Origin of the sequence: Streptomyces sp. YS-3 (assembly GCF_045257485.1) — a bacterium.
GTDB lineage: Bacteria > Actinomycetota > Actinomycetes > Streptomycetales > Streptomycetaceae > Streptomyces.
The window spans coordinates 1-592 of record NZ_JBJHPC010001194.1 but is presented as its reverse complement, the minus strand read 5'-3'; the positions used below and the strand labels follow the sequence as shown (position 1 = coordinate 592).

1 protein-coding gene is annotated in these 592 nt (G+C 75.8%); it reads right to left on the bottom strand.

What is annotated here, in order from left to right; translation table 11 throughout:
• The coding region (locus ACJA3G_RS38270; protein WP_406557583.1) for a PP2C family protein-serine/threonine phosphatase at positions 1-592 on the bottom strand (592 nt) is incomplete at both ends.

The window sequence follows — 592 nt, the reverse complement described above, 5'->3', positions numbered from 1 at the left end:
GACGGGCCGGTGCGCCGGATGGGGGTGGCGGCGCGGGACAGGGAGGCGCGCAGCCGCTCGACGCCCTCGTCGATGTCGGTACCCGGCCGCTCCACCAGCCCGTCGGTGTACAGGGCGAGCACCGCGCCCTGCTCCAGCCGCAGGTCCGTCACCGGGTACACGGCGTCCGGCGCCACCCCGAGCACCACACCACCGGGCAGGTCCAGGACCTCGGCCCGGCCGTCGGGGTGGCGCAGCAGCGGCTGCGGATGCCCGGCGCGGGCSGCCCGCGCCTCGCCGGTGAGCGGGTCCAGCCTGATGTAGCAGCAGCTGGCGAACTGGCCCGGGTCGAGGTCGATGAGCAGCCGGTTGGTGCCGCTCATGACCTCCTCGGGCGGATGCCCGCCGAGCGCGAACGCCCGCACCGCGCTGCGCAGTTGGCCCATGGTGGCCGCGGCCTGCACCCCGTGTCCCTGGACGTCGCCGATGACCAGGGCCAGACCGTCCCCGGCCTCGACCACGTCGTACCAGTCGCCGCCCACGTCCATGCCCTGGGTGCCGGGCAGATACCGTCCCGCCGTCTCCACCCTGGGGTGGGCGGGGAGCCTGTGGG